The following is a 22,512-nucleotide window of genomic DNA, read 5'->3' as shown; positions in this document are numbered from 1 at the left end:
CACACCGACGCTCAGTTATTGGCGTCTGGCCGCTCAGGCTTTGGCGGCGGGCGAGATCTGAAGATCTTGCGGCTTGAGTCGCGCCACAGGGTCACTGTCGATGCCCCAGTACTTTCTCACGGAGTTGTAAAACACCGTGCCGGATTTCCCGGGGGCAAAACCAATGTTCGTGACATGAACTTTCGCCGCCAGTTCGTTGCGCTGCAGGTGCAGATCGATGTCGGCCACCAGCGCTTCGACACTGGCATACCCACGGGCATCGATGACGTACAACTGAAGCACTTCAAACAGCAGGGAGACTTCATAAACGTTGCCTGCCGACGTCACCACGCTGATGGATTCCACCGGGGCGTCATCGTCGACCTCGGGCAATTCGATGGTCACGCTGGCGATGTGCAGGCGGTTGCCCTCCAGTTGAATATCTTCGCGCACGACCCGTTCTTTCAATGTGCGGGTATACAGATTCCAGATGGAGGCGTCGGCGGTTTTTGCCGTGGCGCCTGGTGTCGAAAGACGAACGATCGAGTTGCTGGCGAGATGCACGTCATAGGTCGAACTCTGGCCCTCAAGCACATAAATTCCGGTATGCGATCCGGCTTCAATGGTGATCCGGCTGGGCTGTGCAGTCAGCGCTGGCTTGACGCTCGCCAGCGGTCTGACAAAGCGATAACTGCCATTGCGTCGCTTGAGGAAACTGCGGGTGCTGCGCACGCGAGTGCCGGGATTTTTTGCATCGTCTTCATAGTCCATCTGCGGAACTTGCAGTCGGTACGAAACCTGATCCTGCATGATCAACACCACGTCTTGCATCAGCTGTGGCGTCGTGACTTTCAGGCTGTTTCTGCCGCTGTAACCGGTGGCAGCCGAGAGGGGTTGAACGACACTTTTGAAGGTCAGCACTTTCGACGGCAACAGCACAGACAGGTTGATGTCCCGGTAGTACAGATGAGTATTGCCCGAGACACCTTTGCGCACCTCCACTTCATAGGTGAGCAGGGCGTCGACAATGTCGGCGTCGTTGTAGGCCAGAAAAACCGAGCGCGATGTTTCGGCTGTATTGCGCCGCGCGACAAACGCTACCGGACGAGCCGTGCGTGAGACGTAATGTCGCTTCATACCTTCTTCCGCAATCTCGACAGTACCACCGTTGACGATGTGTACGGCGGGGGCGGGCTGGCCAATCACGGTCACAGCGGGTTCGATCGTGTGAGTCGATGCATCGTCCAGTTGCCTCGGCAGCTGAGCCAGAAGCTCAAAGCCATCCTGGGTTCTGAACGTGAACTGATCATTCTTCAGTTGGCGCTTGCCGTCGATCCACTGATAGACATTTTCGACGGTCAACTCATGCTCGGGATCGTCACCGTCCTTGCCGCGCAGGGAGCTGACCACCAATGACGTGCCGATGATCTGCCAGCGCTGAATGATGTCCGCCGGCCAGCCGAATTCGATCAGGCTCGACTGCTCGCCGTCCTCGACGAGGGTCGTGCGCGCATTGCTGCTCGCGATGTAATAGCGGTCCGCGCCACTGCCGCCCTCCACCCGACAGTCGAGTCCGTAGATGGCAATCGTGTCGTCGCCAGCGCCGGTGGATATGCGGTCGTAACCGTTGGCGGTAATCCGGTTGGCCTCGGCGTTGCCGGTTACCCGGCTGGTGCCTCTGCGCAGTGTCGAAACGTTTTCAATCGAGGTGAGTTGCGCGACGTCAACGGTATCGACGGCGGAATCAAGACCACGCAGGGCCAGTTTGCCGCTGTGCAGGTTGATGTCGTGGCCGATGTTTCGTGTATCGCTGATCGGGCGACTGCCTTCGAAGGCCAGTGTGTCGGAGCCGGCACCACCATCGAGCACGCTGAGGTGCGCCGGTTTGCCGGTGCGGTTCAACTCTTTTTCGCTGACGTCCTGGTAAAACGCATCGTTCTTGTCACCCCCGGTCAGCGCTTTGTGATCGTCGCGATAGGTGAACAGGTTGGGTTTGTTGCCGACACCGATGACCCGGTCATTGCCGCTGCCCAGGCGCCAGAACACGCCTTTGTCGTCACCGGCGCTACCGGATATTTTGCCTTTGAGGCCGGCGGGCAAACCGTTGCCGGCATCGATCACATCGTCGCCCTCGACAATGGCTGCCTGGCTGTCGAGTTTGAATGGCTGTTCGCCTGCGCTTTCATCCCATCGGTAGCGCCAGAGTTTCACCGGCTTGAGTTCAACCTGGAACGCGCCGTTGATCACGTGTTCGATGGAGTGCTTGTACGCGCCTTGCAGCATGTCCTTGGCCGACACGTCGAGCTGCTTCTGGTAATCATCAAAGCCCTTGGAGAGTTTGAAGCGATCCATGACCTCCTTGTCCAGTTCCTTGCCGGTGAAGGCGAACCAGCCCGAGCGCATGCGTTCTTCGAAAGTCAGCTCAATGTAGTCATCGATATCGTCCACCACCCGGGCGGCTTGATAGATGATCGAGGCGGCGATGAGCAAACCGGCGGCGACTAGGCCGACAGGGCCGGCGACGCTACCGAATCCCGCCAGCGCGGCGACACCCAGCACGAGGCTGATGCTCGCTCCCGCTACGCTCAAGCCGCCGCTGACATAGTGGTCCTGAGCTACTTTTCCCTGCGACGCAGCGGCGGCATTGAACGATTTGACGGCGTCGGTGATATCAAAGGGCAAAGTGATTGCGCTGGCGAACATTCCGGCGCCCCGGCTCATGTATTTGCCGACGGATGTACGCGGGAAGTACTTCAGCGTATTGCCGCCATTTCTGAGCATGTATTCACCGCCCTTGGCCAGCCCTCGCTCGATGATCAACGAGCCGAATTCGGCGGCGATGGAGCCGCCCTGGAAAAGCGCTTCCAGCTTTTCGCCGGCCTTGATCGCATCAATCATGGCTCTGTAACCGCTGTAGATGCCAAACGCCTGCATGCCCACGCCGGCGCCGCTCATCAGATAGCTTTTGTTTTTGCTGATCCAGCCTGGCGCGTTTGCCAGTGCGTCGACACGATGGATATCCAGTTTTTGCGCAGCCTTGCCCAATTGATTCAGGCGATCCATGGCGCTGCCGGGATCGATGACGGTGTCGGCGACGAACAGCGGCGCGGCATCGACGGAGCGCTTGCAGGCGATTTCATAGAACAGCATGGCCGCCTCGCCGCTGTCGGCAATGTTCACGGATTTCAAGCGCGCCTGCACCTTGTCCGCGTCGAAGTTGAGCCCGTCGAGAAACGCTTGATCCGCTCGTTGCAGACCGGCATTCGCCGGGCTGATGGGCTGGCCATTGATCGTTGCGCCCATGGCCTGGAGTTCGACCCGGCTGGTCATCACCTCGCCGATGCGCAAAGGGCCGAAGTGTTTGTCGAGGGATTTGAGCGTGCGCCGCCAGGACGCGCCGGCGTCAGTGTCAGTGTCAGTGGCCGGCGTTGCGGCGTTGAGCGTGCCGGCCGCAGGTGCATGGGCATTGTCCGAAGCACTGACAGGGGTGACCTGAATGGGGCTGACGCTGGACATCTGCAGGGGCGGGGAAAGCATTTTTGACATGTCATTAATCCTTTAATGAGGTGTGTTGATTCCGGTGTCCGTACCGGTTTTTTACGGGTTCTGAGTCGTCGGCGTATGCACGTCTGGCCAGCTGATGTCGTAGGCAAATTCGTTACCGTTGCCCGACAGCCTGAGCACGGGCTTGCCTGCGGCCTCGGTCTTGTCGATCAATTGGTCGTATTCGAATTTGTTGCGGTGTCCTGCATGGGTGGCGGCTTTGATGCGCTTGGCGCTTGCGCCGGCCTGCTCCAGGAGGTGGTCGATCTGCACCGCTTTGGTAAGGGAGGAGTTCAGCAGCCAGATACGATCTGACTCCAGACCGCTGCGGGTCACCGAAACCAATCCTTCGAAGTCATCGGACGGAAACCAGGTCGTGGGTGTCTTGATGGCCTCTGAATTGAAACTCATGTTTTCTTCGTGGGGGACGACTTCCAGTTGGCGTGTATCCAGGACGTACAGAAACATTTCGTTCTGCTTTTCGCGGGTGCGTCTGTAATTTCGTTCGTAATTCCATGGGACCGAAGTGCCCGGGTCAGACCAATCGGAAGAGTCGATGCTGTCGGTGTCACTGGCGTTGTTGGCATCATTTGAGTCACTGTCCGAGGACGATTCGTGCCTTTCGCGTCCGGGGTATTTGTTGGTCTGACGGTTGAAGCGCAAGTACTCAGGATCCGGGGCGCTGGCATACATCTTTCCTTCTTTGAGACTGAAGGTAGCGCTCATCGGCTTGTGCGTCGTGGCGCCGGGCTTGTGGTGATAGCGCGGCAGCATGAAACCGTCCTTGGCGAGCTCGAAGGGCGTGCGTTCATCGCCGCGAAACAGCGCCGGAATGTCTGTGCGGTACAGGCAATTGTTCTGGTTGCGTAAATAGCCGAGCCTGTTCAGGAGTGCTTCACGCACCTCGCGCGTCAGGCTGGCCTTTGGGCTGTACCAGTCATGCCGGGCATCGCGTTTGAGGTTGAGGTCCTCGACGGCGGTCTGGCTCCACTGCTCGAGGCGCTGGGGATTGTTGACCTCTTCAGTCAGGCGTTTGTGCGCCTGAGCCCACTGCGGGAAACCTTGCCCGCTCGTCATCTCCTGCTGCAGGCGCAGCAATTGGCTGGGCAGCAAATTGTAGGACTGCAGTAATGTCTTGCGTTGTTTCAGGGTCATGTCCGGATGCAGCCAGCGCAAGGCATTGTTCGCGAGTTCTTTGGGCGGAGAGTCGCTGGAAACCGATTCGACCCAGGGCGGCGCTTTGCCGATGGCGTGTGCCTCGGCGCGGAACCGTGGGATATCCGCACCTTTAATGTCGTACAGCAGCCAAATCTCCTGATCGGTCCAGTGTTTCAAGTGCGTGGGTTCTGCACCGAATCCTGCGACGGGGGGATCCACTTCGAACCAGTTGGCGGAGCTGTCCTTGAACGCAAACCGGATGTCGGACTGGCTGGTACTGCGCGTCGGGGTGAACTCGTAATAGCCTTGGGCATCCGGCGAACGTGACGAGACGGTGTAGCGGCTTTTATCAAAGTAGGTCGGCAGGCGCGCCGGGCGAGGTCGTTTGACGGGCTGTTCGGTCAAGCGCCAGGTCGGCCGACCCTCATTCTTGTACAGACGCGGGCCGGAAGGCTGGCGTTCGGTCAGCAGTTTGCTGCGGTAGACGCCGGACGCGTCAAGGTCGACATGGGTCGTGTGCAGGCTGCCTTCCCATTCGACGTCGGCGAATCGACGCCCGACGATCCAGCGAATGCCGTCGTCGTCCGCCGGTTTCATCCCGCGCAAAAAGTTTTCGTTCAGCCAGTAATTGTCCAGCGACCCGGCGGCAATGGTCTGGCTTTGCATTGGCATGTCGCGGATAACCACGGCGGGCGTCTGGGGCGTATCCGCTCCCGTGCGGGCGCTGCCGGGCTGGAGCGGCGTTGCGTAATCAGGCAAACCGGACAGTCGATAGCCGGCGGCCGCTCCGGTGGTGAGCGGTGTGTCGGGGCTGCTGATCGGGTCTGATTGTTGAAGTGTGGAATATGGACGTTTACGCGGTATTTTCGGACTCATGACTGACTCGAAATCAACTGATCAATAAATCCCCGAAAGTTTGTAAAACTGTCTTAGGGTTTTTATGAACAGTCATTAAGTTGAAGGGTGAGCGAGTCAATCTAATGGTTTTTCAGATGAGTGAAAGCAGTGAGTACCTTGCGTTGCGTTAAATGTGTAACTTGGATTTTTAGGGCGTATTGAACGGGGTTTTTTCATCGGGTAACTAGGGAAAAGTTACCGTGGAAGAGAAAGTTGGAGTGAGGTAATAGCGCTGCTCTCGTCGGAAACTTCCTAAAAGAGCAGCGTGGAGACATTAAGGGTTGTTAGCGCTTAATTAATAGGCATAGCGCAACAGCGTGTGAGGCAAGTGTCGAAGCACAAAGAAACCGAACATCGCCACCATGGCCGGCAAAATCAACCACCACACTTTGAATGGCATGGGATTAAGGGCCGTCGAGCGCTGGCTCAGCCACAGGCTGGCGGCGCAGACGCAACTGGCCAGCATGGCACCAGCCAATACGTCGGTCGGCCAGTGCGCGCCCAGGTAGACCCGCGACAAGGCGATGGCCAGTGCAGGGATGCAGCCGATCAGCAGCCAGGTCAGGCGCATACGCGGCGGCTGGCCACGGCCCGCGAGTACGGCCAGGGTCAGAAACAGTGCGAAGGAACCTGAGGCATGGCCGCTGGGCATGCTGTAAGTGGTCAGCGGATCGGTCAGCACTTCCGGGCGCACCCTAGCGAAGAAATACTTCGTCCCGGTGTTGGCCAGCGCGGTCACCAACAGCGTGCCCACCGCGAACAGCGCTTGGCGCCATTGGCGGCACACTAACAGCAGGGCGACGAGCAGCGCGCTGAACATCAGCATGTTGCGGAATTCGCCGATCAACGTCAGCGTGACGGCCACTTCGTCCAGTACCGGCTGGCGATGCTCCTGCACCAGCGTCATCACGCCTTGATCAAGCGCTGTCAAATACGGATAGCCGATGAACAGCCCGATCAGAATCAACAGGCTCATGCTGCTGATCCAGATCGTTGCGCGGCGGTGACGGCGCAGGCTGCTGTTCACACTGAGGCCGACCATTGCCGCAATACTGCCGGCGACAATCCCGGCTTGCAGCCAGAACCCCTCAGGCAATGGCAGCCGGAAGGCCGCGCCGGTGGCCCAGCCCGGCAGCAGATAGGCCAGGCTCCAGCCAGCGGCGGCCAGCAGGCTGACAGCGGCGAAGCGGGGGAAGGGCATGTCGCACATGCCGGCGACCATGGGCAGCATCGGCCGCAACGGTCCGATAAAGCGACCGACCAGCAGGCTGGCGATGCCGTAGCGCTGGAAATACGACTCGGCGCCAGCCATCCATTCTGGATGATGACGCAGTCCCGGCAGACGACGGATGTTCTGGTGAAAGTGGCGGCCGAGGAAATACGAAACGGCGTCGCCGAGAATCCCGCCTAGAAACCCCAGCAACAGGGTCTCGCTCAGCGACAGTGCGCCGCTACCGGCCAGAACGGCGATGGCAAACAGCAGCACCGTGCCCGGTACGATCAAGCCGGCAATCGCCAGGCATTCCACCATAGCAACAATGAACACCGCAGCAGCCAGCCATTGTGGATTGGCCGCCAGCCACCCGGTCACGCTATCGAGCCATGGGCCCATACCAAAAAACTCCAATCATTGATTAACCCGGCAGGCGCAGCCGTCGGCAGCCCGCAGGGGCGTGTGTTTACAGCAGAAAATAATCCCGGCCTTCGACCTGACCGCGTCGCAGCGGGTTCCGCGTGCACCATTGCGCGTAAGTCGCATCGACGAAGCGGTACATCAAGTGTTCGTCCCGGCCATGGGGGATACCCAGGCGGGTGGTCTGAATGATGTGCGAGGGCGCAGGCCCGGTGTCTTCTACCAGAAGGACTTCATGATCGAAACGTTTGGCATCCCACACTGGTACTCTCAGCCCCAGCGCCTTGCACAGCAGGGTCTGCCCGGCGCAAAGCTTTTGCGAAGGGCGCGCACGTCCCTGAGCATCGGGATTGTTCAACAGCATCTGCGCCAGACTCGCCGGCCCGCTGATTTCATCGACCCACGGATAGGCGGATTTGATCAATACCGCATTGCCCGGGCCCTGCGCACTGAAGTTCAGCGAATCACCGCCACGGGCGTAGTACATATAGATGTGCCCGCCATCCAGAAACAAAGCCTTACGCTTTTCTGTGTAGCCGAGGGACGCGTGGCTGCCCTTTTCTGCGCAGTAATAGGCTTCGGTTTCAATGATTCGCGCGCTCAGCCACAGATCCCCAACCCGGTGGCGAATGACTTTGCCGAGCAGATCCTGCGCCAGCACTTGCGCATCTCGGTCGAAAAAGGCGTCCGGCAGCCCCAGCGGGAGGCGTTCGGCGCGGTGGCGAACGGTCAGGTTGGACATGGCAGGCAACGTTTATCCAGACTCAGGAGGTCGTGATGATAACAACGCACGGCTTAATTGGGCCTGAACGCTGGTGAATCTGCGTTCATTTTGACCATCCGCCCGTCACCGCTGTTAGTCCCGGGACGCGACAGCTATAATCTGCCGCTTTCCTCTTTGCCAAGACCCCAGCAGACCATGACTGAGTCCGTTCTTGACTACATGACCCGATTGGGTCGCGCCGCCCGCGAAGCCTCCCGCGTCATCGGCCGTGCCAGCACCGCGCAGAAAAACCGCGCCCTGCAGGCCGCTGCCAATGCCTTGGACGCCGCGCGTGCCGAGCTTGCTGCAGCCAATGAACAGGATCTGGCTGCCGGTCGCGCCAATGGTCTGGAGCCGGCACTGCTGGAGCGTCTGGAGCTGACCCCGGCGCGCATCGACGGCATGATCGTCGGTTTGCGTCAGGTCGCGGCACTGCCGGACCCGGTCGGTGCGATCCGTGACATGAGCTTCCGTCCGTCGGGGATTCAGGTCGGCAAGATGCGCGTGCCGCTGGGCGTGATCGGGATCATCTATGAATCTCGTCCCAACGTGACCATCGATGCTGCGAGTCTGTGCCTGAAGTCCGGCAACGCGACCATCCTGCGCGGTGGCTCCGAAGCGATTCACTCCAATCGGGCGATTGCCGCGTGCATTCAGCGCGGTCTGGCCGAGGCAGACTTGCCCGGCGCCGTGGTGCAAGTGGTCGAAACCACCGACCGTGCGGCCGTTGGCGCGATGATCACCATGCCCGAGTATGTCGATGTCATCGTGCCGCGCGGTGGCCGTGGCCTGATCGAACGTATCAGCCGTGATGCCCGGGTGCCAGTGATCAAGCATCTGGACGGTATCTGCCACGTTTACGTCAGTGCCCACGCCGATCTGCCGAAAGCCCAGCGCATTGCCTTCAATGCCAAGACTTATCGTTATGGCATCTGCGGTGCGATGGAGACGTTGCTGGTCGATCAAACGGTTGCCAAGGATTTCCTGCCATTGATGGCGGCGCAGTTCCGCGAAAAAGGCGTCGAACTGCGCGGCTGCGAGCGCACCCGGGCGATCATCGACGCCGTTGCCGCCAGCGAAGACGACTGGAACACCGAATATCTGGCACCGATCCTGTCGATTCGTGTGGTCGACGGTCTGGATCAAGCCATCGAACACATCAACCATTACGGCTCCCATCACACCGACTCGATCGTCAGCGAAAACCTCGCCGACACCCGGCGTTTTGTGGCGGAAGTCGACTCGGCGTCGGTGATGATCAACACCCCGACCTGCTTCGCTGATGGATTTGAATACGGATTGGGTGCCGAGATCGGCATTTCTACTGATAAGCTGCACGCCCGCGGCCCGGTGGGTCTCGAAGGACTGACCTGCGAGAAGTACATCGTGGTCGGTGATGGCCAGTTGCGCGGCCAGGCGCCGGTCTGACTTGACCGACCTCGACCTGACAGCGCCGCAAACCGGCAGCGAAACCCGTCCGCAGCGCATCGGCGTTCTGGGCGGCACGTTCGACCCGGTGCACATCGGCCATTTGCGCGGTGGGCTGGAAGTCGCCGAAGCGTTGGCGCTCGATGAGTTGCGCCTGATGCCGAATGCGCGGCCGCCACATCGCGGTACGCCGCAGGTGTCGGCGCAGGATCGGCTGGCGATGGTTGAATGTGCGGTGGCGGGCATGCCGCCGCTAGTGGTGGACGCCCGTGAATTGCAGCGGGACAAACCGTCCTGGACCATTGATACCCTGGAGTCGATGCGAGCCGAAATGCCCGCCGAGACCCAGGTTTTTCTGCTTTTGGGCTGGGACGCATTTTGCGGCCTGCCCACTTGGCACCGCTGGGAAGAGTTGCTCCAGCATTGCCACATCCTGGTGCTACAGCGCCCGGACGCCGACAGCGAACCGCCGGATGCCTTGCGCAACCTGCTGGCAGCGCGCTCGGTGAGCGACCCGCTGGCCCTGAAGGGGCCGAGCGGACAGATTGCATTCGTCTGGCAGACACCGCTCGCGGTTTCCGCCACCCAGATCCGTCAACTGCTGGCCAGCGGTAAGTCGGTACGTTTCCTGGTGCCCGACGCGGTCCTGGCCTACATCGATGCGCACGGTCTGTACCGTGCGTCGAACTGAACAAGGCGTGCTTCACTGATACGAATCCACGTGTCGCCAAGCCGCCGAATATACGAGCAAAACGAGTTTTATATGACTAACAAAGACGTAAGCAAAGTTAAGCGCAAAGGCACGTTCAAGAGCGCCCCGCTGCCAGAACCGGTCAACACCAATGAGCCGCTGAAGGGCGACGAGCTGGTCAAGCTGGCTGTAGCTGCGCTGGAAGACGTCAAGGCACAAGATATCCAGATCATTGATGTTCGCGACAAGCAGAGCATCACTGACTACATGATCATCGCCACCGGTACGTCCAACCGCCAGATCAACGCGATGCTCGACAAGGTTCGCGAAGAAGTCAAAAAGCAGGGCGCCAAGCCGCTGGGCGAAGAAGGCAAGGGCGACAGCGATTGGGTGCTGCTCGACCTTGACCTGGTGATCGTGCACATGATGACCGCCTCGGCACGTCAGTTCTACGATCTGGAGCGCCTGTGGGCCGGTGCCGAGCAGAGCCGTGCGGCCGACGCCAAGCACCACAGCCCGGAAAACACCCACGAGCATTTCACCAAGCTCAACAAAGACCAGCTGTAAGGGATTGCTGTGCGACTGCGCCTGATCGCCGTCGGTTCACGCATGCCCAAATGGGTGGAAGAAGGCTGGCATGAATATGCCAAGCGTCTTCCGTCCGAGCTGGCGCTGGAACTGGTGGAAATACCGCTCAATACCCGTGGCAAGAATGCCGACGTGGCCCGTTTCATCCGCCAGGAAGGCGAAGCCATGTTGGCCAAGGTCGGGCCGAACGAGCGGATCGTCACGCTGGAAGTCCACGGCAAACCCTGGAGCACCGAGAAGCTGGCGGTCGAACTCGACCGTTGGCGGCTGGATTCGCGCACGGTCAATTTCATGGTCGGTGGCCCGGAAGGGCTGGCGCCGGAAGTCTGTGCCCGTGCCGACCAGCGCTGGTCGTTGTCGCCGCTGACGTTGCCGCACCCGCTGGTGCGGATCCTGATCGGCGAACAGTTGTATCGTGCCTGGACCGTGTTGTCCGGTCACCCTTACCACAAGTAATCCAGCCCTCATGTCTCAGCCGATCCGCATCAAGGACCACGAAAAGGACGCACGCCTGGTGCGTAGCCGCGTCGTGTTCGGGGCCATTGCGATCATGCTGTTGATCGGTGTGCTGATCGCGCGGCTGTATTACTTGCAGGTGATCCAGTACGAGTACCACTCGACGCTCTCGGAAAACAACCGCGTTCACGTGCAGCCGATTCCGCCGACGCGCGGGCTGATTTTCGACCGTAATGGCGTGGTGGTGGCGGACAACCGTCCGAGCTTCAGCCTGAGCATGACCCGCGAGCGCTCCGGCGACTGGCAGCAAGTGCTCGACGTCATCGTCGAAGTGCTGGAGCTGACGCCCGAGGACCGGGTGATTTTCGAGAAGCGCATGCGTCAGGGGCGCCGGCCATTCGAGCCGGTGCCGATCCTGTTCGAGCTGAGCGAAGAGCAGATCGCCCGCATCGCGGTCAACCAGTTCCGCCTGCCGGGCGTGGAAGTGGTCGCGCAGCTGGTTCGTCACTATCCGCAGGGCGCGCATTTTGCGCACTCGGTCGGTTACATGGGGCGGATCAACGAGAAAGAGCTGAAGAGCCTCGATCCGGTCAACTACAGCGGCACCCACCACATCGGCAAAACCGGCATCGAGCGTTTCTACGAGCCGGAATTGCACGGTCAGGTCGGTTACGAAGAAGTCGAGACCAACGCCCGTGGCCGCGTGCTGCGTGTGCTCAAGCGCACCGATCCGATTCCCGGCAAGGACATCGTCCTCAGTCTGGACATCAAATTGCAGGAAGCCGCCGAGGCGGCATTGGGCGGGCGCCGTGGTGCGGTGGTTGCGCTGGACCCGAAGACCGGCGAAGTGTTGGCGATGGTCAGCCAGCCGAGTTTCGACCCGAACCTGTTCGTCACCGGGATCAGCTTCAAGGCGTATGCCGAGTTGCGTGATTCGATCGACCGGCCGTTGTTCAACCGTGTATTGCGCGGTCTGTATCCGCCGGGTTCGACGATCAAACCGGCGGTGGCGATTGCCGGTCTCGATTCCGGTGTGGTGACCGCGTCCAGTCGAGTGTTCGACCCGGGCTACTACATGCTGCCCAACTACGATCACAAATACCGTAACTGGAACCGCACCGGTGACGGCTTCGTCGACCTCGATACGGCGATCATGCGTTCCAACGACACCTACTTCTATGACCTGGCGCACAAGCTCGGCATTGATCGATTGTCGACTTATATGAACAAGTTCGGCATCGGCCAGAAGGTCTCGCTGGACATGTTCGAAGAATCCCCCGGCCTGATGCCGTCCCGCGAATGGAAGCGGGCGACGCGTAAACAGGCGTGGTTCCCGGGCGAAACCCTGATTCTCGGGATCGGCCAGGGCTACATGCAATCAACGCCGCTGCAACTGGCCCAGGCCACCGCGCTGGTCGCCAACAAAGGCATCTGGAATCGTCCGCACCTGGCCAAATCCCTCGAAGGGGTGAAGCCGGTTGACGAGAATCCGATGCCGGACATTGTCCTGCGCGATCCGTCCGACTGGAACAAGGTCAACCACGGCATGCAGCAGGTGATGCACGGTGCGCGCGGTACTGCGCGTAAAGCCGCTATCGGTGCGCAATACCGGATTGCTGGCAAATCGGGTACGGCTCAGGTCGTGGCAATCAAGCAGGGTGAGAAGTACGACCGTTCCAAGGTTCAGGAGCGCCACCGTGACCACGCCTTGTTCGTCGGCTTTGCCCCGGCCGATGACCCGAAAATTGTTGTTTCGGTGATGGTCGAGAACGGTGAGTCCGGCTCCGGCGTCGCGGCGCCAGTGGTGCGTCAGGTCATGGACGCCTGGCTGCTCGATCAGGACGGACGTTTGAAGGCCGAATACGCCAGCCCAATCAGTGCGGAGGCTACGGCCCGTGATGAATAACTTTGATCGCATGCTCTCCAGTGAGGATGTGATGCGTCGCCGCGCGACGTTGCTGCAAAGACTGCATATCGATGGTCCCTTGTTGATCCTGCTGCTGATCCTCGCCGCCGGCAGTCTGTTTGTGCTGTATTCCGCCAGCGGCAAAAGCTGGGACCTGCTGGCCAAACAGGCCACTTCGTTCGGTATCGGTCTGGTCTCGATGATCATCATCGCCCAGTTCGAGCCGCGTTTCATGGCGCGTTGGGTGCCGCTCGGCTATGTGATCGGCGTGGTGCTGCTGTTGGTGGTGGACATCATGGGCCACAACGCCATGGGTGCGACGCGCTGGATCAACATCCCCGGGGTAATCCGCTTTCAGCCCTCGGAGTTCATGAAGATCCTGATGCCGGCGACCATCGCCTGGTATCTGTCCAAGCGCACGTTGCCGCCGCAACTCAAGCATGTCGGCATCAGCCTGATGCTGATCGGCGTGCCGTTCGCGCTGATCGTGCGCCAGCCCGATCTGGGCACTTCGCTGCTGATTCTGGCGGGCGGTGCATTCGTCTTGTTCATGGGCGGGCTGCGCTGGCGCTGGATTCTCAGCGTGCTGGCCGCCGCGATTCCGGTGTCGGTGGCGATGTGGTTTTTCATCATGCACGACTACCAGAAGCAGCGAATCCTGACCTTCCTCGACCCGGAAAGCGATCCGCTCGGTACCGGCTGGAACATCATTCAGTCGAAGGCCGCGATCGGTTCCGGCGGCGTGTTCGGCAAGGGCTGGCTGCTCGGCACCCAGTCACACCTGGACTTCCTGCCGGAAAGCCATACCGACTTCATCATCGCTGTACTCGGCGAAGAATTCGGTCTGGTGGGCATCTGCGCGCTGCTGCTGATCTATCTATTGTTGATTGGCCGGGGGCTGGTGATCACCGCTCAGGCGCAAACGCTATTCGGCAAATTGCTCGCCGGTGCGTTGACCATGACGTTTTTTGTTTACGTTTTCGTCAACATCGGTATGGTCAGTGGCCTGTTGCCGGTCGTAGGGGTGCCGTTGCCGTTCATTAGCTACGGCGGAACTTCGCTGGTGACGCTGCTGTCAGCGTTTGGGGTTTTGATGTCGATCCATACCCATCGCAAGTGGATCGCACAGGTTTGAATAAGGTGAAGAGTGCAATGCAAGTAATGCGTGGCTGGGCGACTCGATGCGCGCCAGTGGTAGGCCTGATGGGCCTCCTTGGCGGTGTGCAGGAAGCGCTGGCCGGCGAATACGAAGGCTCGCCTCAGGTGGCCGAGTTCGTCGGTGAAATGACCCGCGACTACGGTTTCGCCGGTGAGCAATTGATGGCGGTGTTCCGCGAGGCTCAGCGCAAACAGGCGATTCTCGACGCCATTTCCAGACCTGCAGAGCGCGTCAAGCAGTGGAAAGAATACCGTCCGATGTTCATCACCGACGCGCGTATCGCCCGTGGTGTGGATTTCTGGCGTCAGCACGAGGCGACGCTGGCCCGTGCCGAGCAGGAATACGGCGTACCGGCACAAGTGATCGTGTCGATCATCGGTGTTGAAACCTTTTTCGGACGTAATACCGGTAATTACCGGGTGATCGATGCCTTGTCGACGCTCGGTTTCGACTATCCTCCCCGTGCCGAATTTTTCCGCAAGGAACTGCGTGAGTTCCTGCTGCTGGCGCGCGAAGAACAGGTCGATCCACTGACCCTCAAAGGCTCGTACGCCGGGGCCATGGGCCTGCCGCAGTTCATGCCGAGCAGCTTTCGCGCGTACGCGGTGGATTTCGACGGTGACGGCCACATCAATATCTGGAACAACCCGGATGATGCGATCGGCAGCGTCGCGAGCTATTTCAAGCGTCACGGCTGGGTCGCGGGTGAGCCTGTGGTCAGCCGCGCCGATGTCCGTGGCGAGCAGGTCGATGAAGGCCTGACCACCGGCATCGAACCGACGAAAACCGTTGGAGAGTTGCGAGTGCTGGGCTGGTCAAGTCATGATGCGCTGCGCGATGATATGCCGGTTACTGCATTTCGCCTCGAAGGCGACAACGGCCCTGAATACTGGATGGGCCTGAAGAATTTCTACGCGATCACGCGTTATAACCGCAGCGTGATGTACGCCATGGCCGTACATCAACTGTCTGAACAGCTGGTACAAGCACGGGGCGTCAAGTAATGCGGGCATTGCCTAACAATAAACCCCTGAAGCTGGTGGCATTCGCTGCGTTGGCGGTATTGGTCGCCAGCTGCACGACCAGCCGTTCCCCGACGCCGAAAACCTCCAATACCGCCGTGCGGGCGCAGCCTGGCCTGGACATCAATCGCGCGCACAAAGACGGCGCGCCGTGGTGGGACGTTGACGTGTCGCGCATCCCCGATGCCACGCCGACCCTGCACACCGGTCCGTACAAGGCCAACCCGTACACCGTATTGGGCAAAACCTACTTCCCGTTGCAGGAATCCAAGACGTACGTCGCCTCCGGCACGGCGTCCTGGTATGGCACCAAGTTTCACGGTCAGAACACCGCCAATGGCGAGGTTTACGACCTGTACGGCATGAGTGCCGCCCACAAGACATTGCCACTGCCAAGTTACGTTCGGGTGACCAACCTGGACAACAACCGCACAGTGATCCTGCGCGTCAACGACCGTGGGCCGTTCTATTCCGATCGCATCATCGACTTGTCCTACGCCGCCGCGAAAAAACTCGGTTACGCCGAAACCGGCACCGCGCGCGTCAAGGTTGAAGGCATCGATCCGCAGCAATACTGGGCAGCCAAGGGCCGTCCGGCACCGTTGATGCTCAACGAGCCGCAGGTCGCGCAGAACAGCGCGCCGGTGATCACGGCCTCGGCCGGCACCGTCGAGCAGTGGACGCCGCCACCGCAGCAACATGCCTCTGACACCGTCCCCGTGCCGATGAGTGCAAAAAAAAACGCTTCTGCAACAGCAACTGGCCAGTATCTGCAGGTGGGCGCGTTCGCCAACCCGGACGCTGCAGAACTCCTGAGGTCGAAGCTCAGCGGGATGGTGAGCGCTCCGGTGTTCATCAGCTCGATCGTGCGCAATCAGCAGACCCTGCACCGGGTTCGCCTGGGGCCGATCGGCTCGCCGGGTGAAATTGCCCAAGTGCAGAACAGCGTGCGCCTGGCCAACCTTGGTTCGCCAAGTGTGGTTACCGAGTAATACGTAGAACTTGATTGACGATTCGCCAGCGATTGGGGGGCGAATCAGGTTGTTGGCTCGTCGAAGAACAAAAGCCCGGCAAGGGTGACTGGAGTGAGCAACTGAACACGCGATGGCTCGTTAGAAAGTCATCTGATTAAATTTTGTCCGCAAGGACAGTTTCCATTAGCGATTTCGAGAGACGGATGAACATCACCACCTTTGCCAAACGCCTGTGTCTGCTAGTCCCGCTGCTCCTCTCGCCAGCCGCCTTCGCGGCCGAGATGATGCCGTCGCCACCGCAACTGGCCGCCAAAGCCTACGTTCTGATGGATGCCAGCAGCGGCAACGTGCTGGTCGAGAACAATGGCGACCAGCGTCTGCCACCGGCCAGCCTGACCAAGCTGATGACCGCGTACATCGCGACCCTGGAAATCCGTCGTGGCCAGATCGGTGAAAACGATCCGGTGACCGTCAGCGAAAACGCCTGGCGTACCGGCGGTTCGCGGATGTTCATCAAAGTCGGCTCGCAGGTGACTGTCAGCGACCTGCTGCACGGCATCATCATCCAGTCCGGCAACGACGCCAGCGTGGCGCTGTCCGAGCACATCGCCGGCAGCGAAGATGCATTTGCCGACCTGATGAACAAGACTGTGACTGATCTGGGCATGACCAATTCCCACTTCATGAACCCGACCGGTCTGCCAAACCCTGAGCACTACTCGTCGGCTCACGACATGGCGATCCTGGCCCGTGCGATCATCCATGAAGATCCGGCTCACTACGCGATCTACTCGCAGAAAGAGTTCTTCTGGAACGGCATCAAACAGCCTAACCGCAACCTGCTGCTGTGGCGCGACAAGACCGTTGACGGTCTGAAAACCGGTCACACCGACGAAGCCGGCTACTGCATGGTGTCTTCGGCAGTACGTGATGGTCAGCGTCTGATCGCCGTGGTGTTCGGCACCAACAGCGAAGTGGCTCGTGCCGCTGAAACCCAGAAGCTGCTGACCTACGGTTTCCGCTTCTTCGAAACCCAGACCTTCTATCAGAAGGGCACCGAACTGGCTCAGGCCCCGGTGTGGAAAGGCACCACCAATCAAGTCAAGGCCGGCCTGGCTGAAGACCTGACCATGACCCTGCCAAAAGGCCAGCTGAAGAAGCTTGCTGCGAGCATGACCATGAACCCGCAACTGACCGCGCCAATCGCCAAGGGCGACGTGATCGGTAAAGTCGAAGTCAAACTGGAAGACAAGGTCGTGCACAGCGCTGACCTGATCGCTCTGGATGGCGTCGAGGAGGGTGGTATCTTCCGCCGCATGTGGGATAGCATCCGTCTATTCTTCTACGGCTTGTTCAACTGATTTGTGTTGACCTGCATGGCCCCGCCCCGATCCGGTGCGGGGCCATGCGCGTTATCACGGCTTGCGCTCAAGAGGCCGTTACGCCATGACCGATACCGAAGTAAAGGCGCCAAAGATCGAATTCCCTGTCACGGATTATCCCGTTAAGGTGATCAGCGATACCGGTGTGGGCAACAAAGACAAGATCATCGACATCGTCAAAAAACATGCGACCATCAATGATGAGCGCATCGACGAGCGTCAAAGTACCAACGGCAAGTACACCACCATTCAGTTGCACATCGTCGCGACCGACCAGGATCAGCTGTACAACATCAACAGCGAACTGCGGGCGACCGGCTTCGTGCATATGGTGTTGTGATGCCGGGCACGCTGGGCTTTCGTGAGCTCGGCCAGATGGCCTACGAGCCGGTCTGGCATGCCATGCAGCGCTTCACCAACGAACGCGGCAGCGATGCCGCCGACGAAATCTGGCTCGTCGAGCACCCACCGGTGTTCACTCAGGGCCAGGCCGGCAAGGCCGAACACCTGTTGCTGCCGGGCGATATCCCGGTGGTGCAGGTCGATCGCGGCGGGCAGGTGACTTATCATGGTCCCGGCCAGTTGGTGGCCTATCTGCTGCTGGATGTGCGCAAGCGGGGTTTCGGCGTGCGTGATCTGGTCAGCCGCATGGAGCTTTGCCTGATTGAACTGCTGGCCAGCTACGGCGTAACCGCTGCAGCCAAGCCAGATGCTCCCGGCGTCTATGTCGATGGAGCGAAAATCGCTTCTCTGGGTTTGCGGATTCGCCACGGTTGTTCCTTTCATGGCCTGGCCCTGAACGTGGATATGAACCTGGAACCGTTTCGACGGATTAATCCCTGCGGCTATGCCGGGCTGGCGATGACCCAGCTGAGCGATCACGCAGGATCGATTGAATTTGCCGAGGTAAGTGCCCGGCTGCGCGCGCAGCTCGTCAAACACCTCGACTATGCTGAGCAGACGACCCTGACGGGCGGAATCGACTGATATGACTACTGATGCAGTGCAAACCATGATCCCGACGCTCGACGTGACCGAGCGCCCGGCCCCGCGTCCCAAGGTAGAAGCCGGCGTCAAGCTGCGCGGCGCCGAGAAGGTTGCACGCATCCCGGTAAAGATCATTCCGACCACCGAGCTGCCGAAAAAGCCTGACTGGATTCGCGTCCGCATCCCGGTTTCGCCGGAAGTCGACCGGATCAAGAGCCTGCTGCGCAAGCACAAGCTGCACAGCGTTTGCGAAGAAGCGTCCTGCCCGAACCTCGGCGAGTGCTTCTCCGGCGGCACCGCGACCTTCATGATCATGGGTGACATCTGCACCCGTCGCTGCCCGTTCTGCGACGTTGGCCACGGTCGTCCGAAGCCACTGGACGTCAACGAGCCGGAAAGCCTGGCCATCGCCATTGCCGACCTCAAGCTCAAGTACGTGGTGATCACTTCGGTTGACCGCGACGACCTGCGTGACGGCGGTGCCCAGCACTTTGCCGATTGCATCCGCGAAATCCGCAAACTGTCGCCGAACGTGCAGCTGGAAACTCTGGTTCCGGACTACCGTGGTCGCATGGATGTTGCCCTGGAAATCACCGCAGCCGAGCCGCCGGATGTGTTCAACCACAACCTGGAAACCGTGCCGCGCCTGTACAAGGCTGCGCGTCCGGGTTCGGATTACCAGTGGTCGCTGACCCTGCTGCAGCGCTTCAAGCAGATGATGCCGCACATTCCGACCAAATCCGGCCTGATGCTGGGGCTGGGCGAGACCGACGAGGAAGTCATCGAAGTCATGAAGCGCATGCGCGAACACGACATCGACATGCTGACCCTCGGTCAGTACCTACAGCCTTCGCGCAGCCACTTGCCGGTGCAGCGATTCGTGCACCCGGACACTTTCGCCTGGTTCGCCGAGGAAGGTTACAAGATGGGCTTCAAGAACGTTGCGTCGGGCCCGTTGGTGCGTTCTTCGTACCACGCCGACGAGCAGGCCAAGCTGGTCAAGGCTGAGCTGCTGGGTTCCTGATCCCGCGCTGAATGAAAAAATGCCCGCCGAGGCTTTAATGCCCGGCGGGCATTTTTTTGCCCGGATTACCTTCTCTGCTGATTTTTCATTCAATCCACGGCGTGCCTGACCCTCTTCTGTTTGCCGCCGTTCCTGACTACTGTGTGTGCATGACTTCACAGGGAGATCCAAGGATGACCGTTCGACCGACCCACACACTTTGTCCGCACAGAGCCGTGCCCGCACTGCCTTCAGAGGGACTGATCGGCGTTATTGCACCTGCCGGTCCCGGTACTCTGGACACCGACAAGGCGCTGCAATGGATGCGCGCCCGTGGCTATGGGCTGAAGGTGTTTCCCGGTGTCTATGAAAAGGACGGCTATCTGGCCGGCAGTGACGATGTGCGCCTGCGTGACCTGCACGCGGCGTTCGCTGATCCCGAGGTCGATGCGATCATTTGCCTGCGCGGTGGCTACGGCACGCCGCGATTGCTCGACCGCATCGACTACGACCTGCTGAGCCGCAACGCCAAGCCCTTCGTCGGCTACAGCGATATCACTGCGCTGCATCTGGCCATCAGTCGTTATGCCGGATTTGTGACCTTTCACGGGCCACTGCTCAACGCCGATCTGTTGGGCGACAAAGAGCCGCCGACGGTGACTTCGTTCTTCGCCATGCTGCGCGGGCAATTGAAGGCGGGGAGTGTGCTGAGCCATCCGGTGGCTTATCCGTTGACTACCGTCGAACCTGGCATCGCGCACGGACGCTTGCTCGGCGGTAATCTGGCGATGATCGCTTCGACGTTGGGTACGCCTTACGAAATCGATGTCGAGGGGGTGATTCTGCTGATCGAAGACATCAACGAGCCGCTGTATCGCATCGACCGCCTGCTGACCCAGATGCGTCTGGCCGGCAAGTTGGCGAAGTTGCGTGGCGTGTTGGTCGGGGATGTTGCGGGAGTGGATATTGAAGCGCTGAACCGCTTGCTCAAGCAGACCTTCGAGCCGTTGCGGATTCCGGTGTTGTCAGGGTGGCGCAGCGGCCATTGCGATCCGAACCTGACGCTGCCGATGGGTGCGTTGGTGCGGCTGGATGCGGGGAAGCAGGAATTGATGCTTGAGCAGGATGTAGTGACCCGATAAAGCAAAAGATCGCAGCCTGTGGCAGCTCCTACATTGGAATGCGATCCCTGTAGGAGCTGCCGCAGGCTGCGATCTTTTGATCTTGCTTTATTGTCCTCGCAGGCTTTCCAGCAACTTGTGCGTCGGATACCCGTCCGCCGGCCAGCCAAACGATTGCTGGGCACTGCGAATCGCTTTACGCGTATTGGCACCAATGATCCCGTCCGCTGTGCCGGCATCGTAATTGCGTGCGCTCAGCAAGGTCTGCAATTCCATACGCTCGGTGCGGCTCAGCGGCAGGTCATCTTTCGGCCAACTGCCGTTGATCAAGCCGCCACCGCTGAAACGCTCGGACAACAGGCTCACTGCCAGCGCGTACGACGACGAGTTGTTGTACTTGAGGATCGCGCGGAAGTTGTCGAGGATCAGGAACGCCGGCCCACGATAACCAGCCGGCAGTAGCAGGGCGGCAGACAGCTGTTCAGAGCCTGCTGGCACCTGACCGCCATTCGGCAGAGTCACGCCCAACAGACGCCATTCGGCGACGCTCTTGCGAATCGCGCCATCAGCCAGCGTGTAATTGAAACTGCTCGGCAATTGCACCTCAAAACCCCATGGCTGGCCACGCTGCCAGCCGGAACTTTGCAGGTAATGCGCAGTTGATGCCAGCGCATCGGCAGGGCTGCCCCAGATATCGCGGCGGCCATCGCCGTCAAAGTCCACGGCATGGGTATTGTAGGTGGTCGGAATGAACTGGGTCTGACCCATCGCGCCAGCCCACGAGCCGAGCATCTTCTCCGGCGTGATATCGCCCTGTTGCAGGATCTGCAGGGCGGCGATCAATTGAGCGTGGGCAAAGCCCGGACGGCGGCCCTCGTAGGCGAGGGTGGCCAGCGAGTTGATCACCGACTTGCTGCCCTGGAACTGGCCGAAGTTGCTTTCCATGCCCCACACCGAGACCAGCGCCTGGCGGTCAACGCCATAACGCTGTTCGATGCTTTGCAGAATATCGGCGTACTGGCTGATCAGTGCCTGGCCCTTGCGCACGCGCAGAGGCGACAGCGCGCCGTCGAGGTATTCCCACACCGGGCGGGAGAATTCCGGCTGACTGCGGTCGGCACGAATCACACTGGCGTCGAAGCTGACATTGGCAAAGGCGCGATCGAACAGGTCGGCGCGAATCCCGGCGGCCAGTGCATCTTTGCGAAAGCCTGCCTGCCATTCGGCAAAAGTCTGGGTCGGCTGAAGATCAAGTGGGTCGGCGGACGGCACTACCGGCGGGATGATCGCTGGGGCCGTGGCGACAGGCGCGGCTTGAAGGGGTTGCGCATCGGCGGCGGTGGGTTTTTCCGCACAGGCGACAAGCAAAATGAAGCTGGAGGCAGCGATCAATTGGCGAACAGGCCAACGACGGGAAAGACTTAGGGGCATGCACAGTTCCAGGAAAACGAATCAGGTGCAGACCTTAACATGACCAGGGGGTACTGCGCTTTAAGCGGCCAGAAAGTAAGAAGCCTCCCAGCTGTCAGACTGGAAGGCTTCGCGGCGGTAGCTGCCTTTACCCTTGGTTGGTCGTTCCTGACGACTGCGGAACAGGGGTTGGGCGACGATGGATTTGGCCTTGTTGGGGCCATGTTTCGATGGCTTTTTGCTCATGAGGATTCTCTCGAGTGAGTGGGTTTTGCGGGGGAAATAATCTGCCGATGTCGGGCGTCTGTCCAGTGCCTGTTGTGTGGGAATGTTCTGGCGCTTTCGCTAGCAGGCTCGCTCCCACATTTGGAATGCATTTCAATGTGGGAGCGAGCCTGCTAGCGAATGGCCG

The 22,512-nt window shown here is 60.0% G+C and carries 19 protein-coding genes; 13 read left to right on the top strand and 6 right to left on the bottom strand.

The annotated features are described in order from the left end of the window. Nucleotides 1–33: 33 nt before the first annotated feature. The 4 genes from PspR84_RS25455 to PspR84_RS25440 all read right to left on the bottom strand — a co-directional run bounded on the left by PspR84_RS25455 (nt 34) and on the right by PspR84_RS25440 (nt 7,952). The gene (locus tag PspR84_RS25455) at nt 34–3,525 is read right to left on the bottom strand and encodes a calcium-binding protein (protein ID WP_160059551.1); all 3,492 of its coding nucleotides are present in this window, start codon (nt 3,523–3,525) and stop codon (nt 34–36) included. A gap of 51 nt (nt 3,526–3,576) precedes the next feature. Next, nucleotides 3,577–5,556 carry a hypothetical protein gene (locus tag PspR84_RS25450; protein ID WP_160059550.1) on the bottom strand — a complete coding sequence of 660 codons (1,980 nt, stop codon included), beginning with the start codon at nt 5,554–5,556 and terminating at the stop codon, nt 3,577–3,579. Between the two features lie 316 nt (nt 5,557–5,872). Further along, nucleotides 5,873–7,189, bottom strand: coding sequence for a bifunctional DedA family/phosphatase PAP2 family protein (locus tag PspR84_RS25445; protein ID WP_160059549.1), 1,317 nt, complete (start codon nt 7,187–7,189; stop codon nt 5,873–5,875). 67 nt (nt 7,190–7,256) lie between these two features. Beyond that, nucleotides 7,257–7,952, bottom strand: coding sequence for a DNA-3-methyladenine glycosylase (locus PspR84_RS25440; RefSeq protein ID WP_160059548.1), 696 nt, complete (start codon nt 7,950–7,952; stop codon nt 7,257–7,259). A gap of 177 nt (nt 7,953–8,129) precedes the next feature. On the opposite strand from PspR84_RS25440, the gene PspR84_RS25435 reads away from it, so the two are divergent. The 13 genes from PspR84_RS25435 to PspR84_RS25375 all read left to right on the top strand — a co-directional run bounded on the left by PspR84_RS25435 (nt 8,130) and on the right by PspR84_RS25375 (nt 20,711). Then, a complete protein-coding gene (locus tag PspR84_RS25435) occupies nt 8,130–9,401 on the top strand; it encodes a glutamate-5-semialdehyde dehydrogenase (RefSeq protein WP_160059547.1) in 1,272 nt (423 codons plus the stop codon). A gap of 1 nt (nt 9,402) precedes the next feature. Continuing rightward, on the top strand, nt 9,403–10,092 hold the full coding sequence (gene nadD, locus PspR84_RS25430; protein WP_174244484.1) for a nicotinate-nucleotide adenylyltransferase: 690 nt from the start codon (nt 9,403–9,405) through the stop codon (nt 10,090–10,092). Nucleotides 10,093–10,164: 72 nt separating this feature from the next. Continuing rightward, on the top strand, nt 10,165–10,659 hold the full coding sequence (rsfS, locus tag PspR84_RS25425) for a ribosome silencing factor (RefSeq protein ID WP_160059545.1): 495 nt from the start codon (nt 10,165–10,167) through the stop codon (nt 10,657–10,659). 9 nt (nt 10,660–10,668) lie between these two features. Continuing rightward, the gene (gene rlmH / locus PspR84_RS25420) at nt 10,669–11,136 is read left to right on the top strand and encodes a 23S rRNA (pseudouridine(1915)-N(3))-methyltransferase RlmH (RefSeq protein WP_160059544.1); all 468 of its coding nucleotides are present in this window, start codon (nt 10,669–10,671) and stop codon (nt 11,134–11,136) included. 10 nt (nt 11,137–11,146) lie between these two features. Then, nucleotides 11,147–13,042 carry a penicillin-binding protein 2 gene (mrdA, locus tag PspR84_RS25415; protein WP_077574667.1) on the top strand — a complete coding sequence of 632 codons (1,896 nt, stop codon included), beginning with the start codon at nt 11,147–11,149 and terminating at the stop codon, nt 13,040–13,042. Nucleotides 13,043–13,073: 31 nt separating this feature from the next. Further along, complete coding sequence (rodA, locus tag PspR84_RS25410) at nt 13,074–14,177, top strand: rod shape-determining protein RodA (protein ID WP_049802149.1); 1,104 nt, start codon at nt 13,074–13,076, stop codon at nt 14,175–14,177. A 17-nt stretch (nt 14,178–14,194) separates the two neighbouring features. Further along, nucleotides 14,195–15,205, top strand: a complete 1,011-nt coding sequence (mltB, locus tag PspR84_RS25405) for a lytic murein transglycosylase B (protein WP_160059543.1) — start codon at nt 14,195–14,197, stop codon at nt 15,203–15,205. Further along, nucleotides 15,205–16,215: a septal ring lytic transglycosylase RlpA family protein gene (locus tag PspR84_RS25400; protein WP_007909599.1), complete on the top strand. Its 1,011-nt coding sequence runs from the start codon at nt 15,205–15,207 to the stop codon at nt 16,213–16,215. Before mltB ends, PspR84_RS25400 begins: the two co-directional genes overlap by 1 nt. Before the next feature lie 185 nt (nt 16,216–16,400). After that, nucleotides 16,401–17,558, top strand: coding sequence for a D-alanyl-D-alanine carboxypeptidase family protein (locus PspR84_RS25395; RefSeq protein WP_038361911.1), 1,158 nt, complete (start codon nt 16,401–16,403; stop codon nt 17,556–17,558). An 85-nt stretch (nt 17,559–17,643) separates the two neighbouring features. Further along, nucleotides 17,644–17,919 carry a DUF493 domain-containing protein gene (locus tag PspR84_RS25390; protein ID WP_039761816.1) on the top strand — a complete coding sequence of 92 codons (276 nt, stop codon included), beginning with the start codon at nt 17,644–17,646 and terminating at the stop codon, nt 17,917–17,919. Beyond that, nucleotides 17,919–18,566, top strand: coding sequence for a lipoyl(octanoyl) transferase LipB (lipB, locus tag PspR84_RS25385; RefSeq protein WP_160059542.1), 648 nt, complete (start codon nt 17,919–17,921; stop codon nt 18,564–18,566). The genes PspR84_RS25390 and lipB overlap by 1 nt, the downstream gene beginning before the upstream one ends. Nucleotides 18,567–18,591: 25 nt before the next feature. Then, entirely contained in the window at nt 18,592–19,590 is a 999-nt protein-coding gene (gene lipA / locus PspR84_RS25380) for a lipoyl synthase (protein ID WP_161986515.1), read from the top strand. A gap of 173 nt (nt 19,591–19,763) precedes the next feature. Next, on the top strand, nt 19,764–20,711 hold the full coding sequence (locus tag PspR84_RS25375; RefSeq protein ID WP_160059541.1) for an LD-carboxypeptidase: 948 nt from the start codon (nt 19,764–19,766) through the stop codon (nt 20,709–20,711). A gap of 87 nt (nt 20,712–20,798) precedes the next feature. On the opposite strand, the gene PspR84_RS25370 is transcribed toward PspR84_RS25375, so the two are convergent. Together PspR84_RS25370 and arfA are read right to left on the bottom strand one after the other, a co-directional pair. Beyond that, entirely contained in the window at nt 20,799–22,121 is a 1,323-nt protein-coding gene (locus tag PspR84_RS25370; RefSeq protein ID WP_160059540.1) for a lytic murein transglycosylase, read from the bottom strand. Between the two features lie 60 nt (nt 22,122–22,181). Further along, nucleotides 22,182–22,346 (bottom strand): alternative ribosome rescue factor ArfA, encoded by a 165-nt coding sequence (gene arfA / locus PspR84_RS25365; RefSeq protein WP_016986126.1) that lies wholly within the window; start codon nt 22,344–22,346, stop codon nt 22,182–22,184. Nucleotides 22,347–22,512 lie beyond the last annotated feature (166 nt).

Source organism: Pseudomonas sp. R84, from assembly GCF_009834515.1.
Lineage (GTDB): Bacteria > Pseudomonadota > Gammaproteobacteria > Pseudomonadales > Pseudomonadaceae > Aquipseudomonas.
The sequence above is the reverse complement of the archived record's forward strand: the minus strand, read 5'-3'. Positions and strand labels throughout refer to the sequence as shown.

Excerpts from the sequence above, each read along its gene's own strand:
- PspR84_RS25455 (WP_160059551.1), bottom strand. The coding sequence starts at position 3,525 with ATGTCAAAAATGCTTTCCCCGCCCCTGCAGATGTCCAGCGTCAGCCCC.
- PspR84_RS25450 (WP_160059550.1), bottom strand. The coding sequence starts at position 5,556 with ATGAGTCCGAAAATACCGCGTAAACGTCCATATTCCACACTTCAACAA.
- PspR84_RS25445 (WP_160059549.1), bottom strand. The coding sequence starts at position 7,189 with ATGGGCCCATGGCTCGATAGCGTGACCGGGTGGCTGGCGGCCAATCCA.
- PspR84_RS25440 (WP_160059548.1), bottom strand. The coding sequence starts at position 7,952 with ATGTCCAACCTGACCGTTCGCCACCGCGCCGAACGCCTCCCGCTGGGG.
- PspR84_RS25435 (WP_160059547.1), top strand. The coding sequence starts at position 8,130 with ATGACTGAGTCCGTTCTTGACTACATGACCCGATTGGGTCGCGCCGCC.
- rsfS (WP_160059545.1), top strand. The coding sequence starts at position 10,165 with ATGACTAACAAAGACGTAAGCAAAGTTAAGCGCAAAGGCACGTTCAAG.
- mrdA (WP_077574667.1), top strand. The coding sequence starts at position 11,147 with ATGTCTCAGCCGATCCGCATCAAGGACCACGAAAAGGACGCACGCCTG.
- rodA (WP_049802149.1), top strand. The coding sequence starts at position 13,074 with ATGCGTCGCCGCGCGACGTTGCTGCAAAGACTGCATATCGATGGTCCC.
- mltB (WP_160059543.1), top strand. The coding sequence starts at position 14,195 with ATGCAAGTAATGCGTGGCTGGGCGACTCGATGCGCGCCAGTGGTAGGC.
- PspR84_RS25400 (WP_007909599.1), top strand. The coding sequence starts at position 15,205 with ATGCGGGCATTGCCTAACAATAAACCCCTGAAGCTGGTGGCATTCGCT.
- PspR84_RS25395 (WP_038361911.1), top strand. The coding sequence starts at position 16,401 with ATGAACATCACCACCTTTGCCAAACGCCTGTGTCTGCTAGTCCCGCTG.
- PspR84_RS25390 (WP_039761816.1), top strand. The coding sequence starts at position 17,644 with ATGACCGATACCGAAGTAAAGGCGCCAAAGATCGAATTCCCTGTCACG.
- lipB (WP_160059542.1), top strand. The coding sequence starts at position 17,919 with ATGCCGGGCACGCTGGGCTTTCGTGAGCTCGGCCAGATGGCCTACGAG.
- lipA (WP_161986515.1), top strand. The coding sequence starts at position 18,592 with ATGATCCCGACGCTCGACGTGACCGAGCGCCCGGCCCCGCGTCCCAAG.
- PspR84_RS25375 (WP_160059541.1), top strand. The coding sequence starts at position 19,764 with ATGACCGTTCGACCGACCCACACACTTTGTCCGCACAGAGCCGTGCCC.
- PspR84_RS25370 (WP_160059540.1), bottom strand. The coding sequence starts at position 22,121 with ATGCCCCTAAGTCTTTCCCGTCGTTGGCCTGTTCGCCAATTGATCGCT.
- arfA (WP_016986126.1), bottom strand. The coding sequence starts at position 22,346 with ATGAGCAAAAAGCCATCGAAACATGGCCCCAACAAGGCCAAATCCATC.